1 protein-coding gene is annotated in these 5,440 nt (G+C 51.7%); it reads right to left on the reverse strand.

The genetic code is table 11. The features are described from left to right. Positions 1-208 precede the first annotated feature (208 nt). Positions 209-5,248 carry an Ig-like domain-containing protein gene (locus tag QUA53_RS28480; RefSeq protein ID WP_333249271.1) on the reverse strand — a complete coding sequence of 1,680 codons (5,040 nt, stop codon included), beginning with the start codon at positions 5,246-5,248 and terminating at the stop codon, positions 209-211. Between the last annotated feature and the right edge of the window lie 192 nt (positions 5,249-5,440).

Genomic DNA, 5,440 nt, shown 5'->3' on the forward strand with positions numbered 1-5,440 from the left:
AGCAATCGTTTGGGGGTTTTGTGTTGCCGAATCTATCTTCCTTTCTCTCTGCTTAAATATCTGCGGAATGTGGGGTAGAATAACCTGAAACGCTTGTGATGATTGAATCGATTATTTACAAATCAAATGGTTTTGCTATATATATTGCCTTACAGATTTTTTTGCTCACTTTTTCAGTGCCATTGCACCTTAGTTAATTAATTTGTGCTTACCCGAAGATAGTAAAATCATTCACACCGATCGCACTAGCTTGAACTCCATTTAAAGCAGCCAACAATTGACCGTTCTCACCAATCCTGATGAAAGCTGCATTAGCGTTTTGAGTAATACTAAGTTGACCAAAAGTTAGACCGCCCGCTAACACCAGCAAATCTTCACCTTTTATGAAATCAGTAATTTGATCGCTGCCTTCACCTGCTGTTAAAACAAAGCGATCGCGCCCAATGCCGCCGCTGAGAAGATCATTGCCCAAACCCCCTATCAGATAATCGTCGCCTTTACCGCCATAGACAGTATCGTTGCCCTCCTCGCCGCATAGCTTGTCACTACTGCCGTTGCCAAACATCAAATCATTGCCAGCACCACCGCAGAGGGAATCTGGCCCGCCGTTAAAGTCGATCGCACTGTCTCCTAAAATAGTATCGTCCCCGTCATCGCCGCAAATGCTATCACTGCCGCGATCGCCCAACAACAGATCGTTGCCAGTACCCCCCACCAGAACGTCATTGCCCTTGCCGACATAAACAGTATCATTGCCCTCGCCGCCGCTGAGAGTATCCGCAGCATTTCCCCCATTCAAGAAGTCGTTGCCCGCACCGCCAAACAGCAAATCGCGTCCATTCGAGTCAGGGCTAGACGGGTAAAAACTGCCTCCAAACAAGCAGTCGTTACCCTGAGCACCAACCAGAGTGTCATTGCCCTTGTCACCCCAAATCAAGTCATCGTCTTTGCCGCCGATCGCGACATCATCGCCCTTACCCGCAAAAATGAGATCGTTGCCGGCGTGGCCGTTGAGGTAATCATTGCCACGGCCACCAAACAGCAAGTCTCTGTCTGCATTCGGGCCAAGGGGGATATTGTTGGGCCGTCCTCCGTAAATATTGTCGTTGCTTTGTTCGCCCAGCAGAATGTCGTCGCCGTTGAAACCGTTGATAGCGTCGTTGAGATTGCTGGCAGTGAGGAAGTCGTCGCCGTCAGTGCCGTTGAAAGTGCGATCAACTGAATTCGGGCCGGGAATCGAACCGATCGCGGGTAGGCTAATCTGTTCGCAAATGCAATCGCGATCGTCTGGAGTTCCCGTCGGAGTCGGAGTCGGAATTCCCGTCGGAGTCGGAGTTCCCGTCGGAGTCGGAGTCGGAATTTCCGTTGGCGTTGGAGTTCCCGTCGGAGTCGGAATTTCCGTTGGCGTTGGAGTTCCCGTCGGAGTCGGAGTTCCCGCAGGAGTCGGAGTCGGAGTTCCCGCAGGAGTCGGAGTCGGAGTTCCCGCAGGAGTCGGAGTCGGAGTGTCCGTGGAAGTGGGCGTCGGAGTGTCCGTGGAAGTGGGCGTCGGAGTGTCCGTGGAAGTGGGCGTCGGTGTCGGAGTTCCCGCAGGAGTGGGTGTCGGAGTTCCCGCAGGAGTGGGTGTCGGAGTTCCCGCAGGAGTGGGTGTCGGAGTTCCCGCAGGAGTGGGCGTCGGAGTTCCCGCAGGAGTGGGTGTCGGAGTTCCCGCAGGAGTGGGCGTCGGAGTTCCCGCAGGAGTGGGCGTCGGAGTTTCCGCAGGAGTGGGCGTCGGAGTTTCCGCAGGAGTGGGCGTCGGAGTTTCCGCAGGAGTGGGCGTCGGAGTTCCCGCAGGAGTGGGCGTCGGAGTTTCCGTGGGAGTTGGAGTTTCCGTGGGAGTCGGAGTCGGAGTCGGAGTCGGAGTCGGAGGGTTATTGACAACAATGCTTGCCGTGACGATCGCAGAATCAGCTTTCCCGTCATTAGCTTTGTAGGTAAAAGAGTCTGTCCCTGCAAAACCAGCATTCGGAGTGTAACTGAAGGAACCGTCTTGGTTGAGGGCGATCGACCCTGTAGCCGGATTTTTCACCAGAATCGCCGTCAGCGGGTCGTTTTCCGGGTCTGTATCGTTGATTAAGACTCCCAAACCCGTCACGTTGAGACTCGTATTAAAAGCAGTAGTATAGCTGTCTGAATTGGCTACAGGCGGGTTATTGTTGACGTTTACAGTCACGGTAGCCGGTTCAGAGCTAACTATTCCGTCGCTGACTGTGTAGGTAAAGGTGTCTGTTCCAGAAAAGCCAGCGTTAGGAGTATAAGTGAAAGAACCGTCTTTGTTGAGGGCGATCGACCCTTGCGTCGGGTTTGCGGTCACCGCAGCAGTCAGCGTGTCAAAGTCCGCGTCGGAGTCGTTCGCTAAAACTCCCGGCACTGTTACGCTGAGGACTTTTCCCGCACTGAGGCTGTAGGTCTCAGGTTGTGCGATCGGCGGATTGTTAGTGACATTGATATTTGCCACAATTTGTGGTAAGGTATCAGTCCCATCACTGACAGTGTAAGTAAAACTATCGAGTCCAAAGAATCCTGGATTCGGAGTATAAGTAAACGAACCATCCTGATTAAATTCGAGAGTGCCATTGTTGGGATTTGTGACTTTCGTTGCCGTCAGCAAATCGCCGTCAAAGTCGCTATCGTTGGCTAAAACTCCCTCAGCCACAGGCACATTCAGGACTTTACCGTGCAGAATTTTGTAATAGTCAATTAGTGCCAGCGGTGGATTATTTGTGACATTGATATTTGCCGCTATTTCTGGTGAAGTAACAGCCCCATCACTGACAGTGTAAGTAAAACTATCTGGTCCCAAAAATCCTGGATTCGGAGTATAAGTAAACGAACCATCAGTATTGAATACGAGAGTGCCATTGTTGGGATTTGTGACTTTAGTTGCCGTCAGCAAATCACCGTCAAAGTCGCTATCGTTGGCTAAAACTCCCTCAGCCACAGGAACGTTTATCACTCGATCGTGCAGGGTTTTGTAATTGTCACTATTTGCCTGCGGTGGCTGATTTGTGACATTTAGATTTACCGGCACAGTCGTGAAAAAAGGCGCGAAGGCTGCCCCGTCAGTGATGCTGTAGCTGAAGTCGTCAAAACCAGCAAAACCCGGATTCGGAGTATAGCTGAACGAACCGTCAGCATTGAAATTCAGCTTGCCGTTTTTAGGGACTGACTCAAGTTTTGCAGTCAATGTGTCGCCGTCAGGGTCGATGTCATTGGCCAGGACTCCGGGAATTACGACATTGAGTGTCTTGTCGTGGGGAGTGTTGTAACTGTCGGTATTTGCCTGCGGCGGCTGATTTGTGACATTAATAACTATCTGATTGGTCGCAGGCACGAAGGCTCCGTCGCTGACACTGTAGCTGAATACATCCAAGCCGACAAAACCGGGATTGGGAGTATAGCTAAAGGAACCGTCAGGGTTAAAATTGATCTTGCCGTTGTTTGGCAAGGATACTAGTTTGGCACTCAAGGAATCGCCGTCGGGGTCGATGTCATTGGCCAGCACTCCGGGAATTACGACATTGAGTGTCTTGTCGTGGGGAGTGTTGTAACTGTCACTATTTGCCTGCGGCGGCTGGTTGGTGACATTGATACCTATCACAACAGGCGCTGATGTGAAAGTTCCATCGCTGACACTGTAGCTGAATTCCTCCAAGCCAACAAAACCGGGATTCGGAGTATAGCTAAAGGAACCGTCAGCATTGAAATTCAGCTTGCCGTTTTTGGGGACTGACTCAAATTTTGCAGTTAATGGGTCGCCGTCGGGGTCGATGTCATTGGCCAGGAGTCCGGGAATTAGGACATTGAGTGTCTTGTCGTGAGGAGTGTTGTAACGGTCGCTATTTGCCTGCGGCGGCTGGTTGATTAAGAACTTGGTGACGTTGAGGTTCACCGAAACGGGGGGAGAGGGCAATACCCCATCGCTGATGCTGTAGGTGAAGTTGTCAATACCAGCAAAACCCGGATTCGGAGTATAGCTGAAGGAACCGTCAGCATTGAAAACTACCTTGCCACTGTTGGGGGCGGACACCAGTTTTGCCGTTAGGGGGTCGCCGTCGAAGTCGTCGTCGTTGGCCAAGATTCCGGGGGCTGGCAGGTTTAATACCTTGTCTTGGGGAATGCTGTAATTGTCTGGTTGTCCCGCAGGTGGAAAGTTGGTGACATTCAGGTTCACCGGAACGGGGGGAGACGGCGATGCCCCATCGCTGACGCTGTAGCTGAAGTTGTCAATACCAGCAAAACCCGGATTCGGAGTATAGCTGAACGAACCATCAGCATTGAAATTCAGCTTGCCGCTGTTGGGGGCGGACACCAGTTTTGCCGTTAGGGGGTCGCCGTCGAAGTCGTCGTCGTTGGCCAAGACTCCGGGGGCTGGCAGGTTTAATACCTTGTCGTGGGGAATGCTGTAATTGTCTGGTTGTCTCGCAGGTGGAAAGTTGGTGACATTCAGGTTCACCGGAACGGGGGGAGACGGCGATGCCCCATCGCTGACGCTGTAGCTGAAGTTGTCAATACCAGCAAAACCGGGATTGGGAGTGTAGCTGAAGGAACCATCAGCCTTGAAAACTACCTTGCCGTTGTTAGGGACTGATGCCAGTTTGGCAGTCAGGGGGTCGCCGTCGAAGTTGTCATCGTTGGCTAGGACTCCGCGGGCTGGCAGATTGAATACTTTGTCGTGGGGAATGCTGTAACTGTCTGGCTGTCCCACTACCGGCTGGTTAATGACATTCAGGTTCACCGGAACGGGAGGAGACGGCGATGCCCCGTTGCTGACGCTGTAGGTAAAGTTGTCAAAACCTGCAAAACCGGGATTGGGAGTATAGCTGAAGGAACCGTCGCTGTTGAAAACTACCTTGCCATTGTTTGGCAAGGACACCAGTTTGGCAGTCAAGGCGTCGCCGTCGGGATCGGAGTCGTTGGCTAGGACTCCGCGGGCTGGCAGATTGAATACCTTGTCATGGGGAATGCTGTAACTGTCTGGTTGTGCCACTGGTTGCTGGTTGGTGACGTTAATGACGAAAGTCTGGCTAGGCGAAGTATCGATACCGCCGTTAGCTATACGACCATTGTCTCTGAGGGTTAAACTAATAGTAGCACGGCAGATCGCAGCCCCCGCCGACGTAAAAATCAGTTGTCCTAAAGAGTACGATCGCGGGTGATACGCTGCATAAACCAGTATTGTCAAGTTTAGGTCGATCGCGCCTAGTTGCAAACTTTCGGGGGCGGCCGTAGGAGAGAATGCACGAAGTTCTGCATCGTCTTAGCCTTGAGGTTAAACTTGTGCAATGTCAAACTTCATTAATGTTGTCAGCATCGATCGACAATAGGGTAGTCCTGCATAGCAAGGAAAATCAATGGTTTTAATTGATAGATAAACTGGCGTTATACTCATGAATAAAATACC

Source organism: Microcoleus sp. Pol12B3 (genome assembly GCF_036701355.1).
In the GTDB taxonomy this organism is placed as follows: Bacteria; Cyanobacteriota; Cyanobacteriia; order Cyanobacteriales; family Microcoleaceae; genus Microcoleus.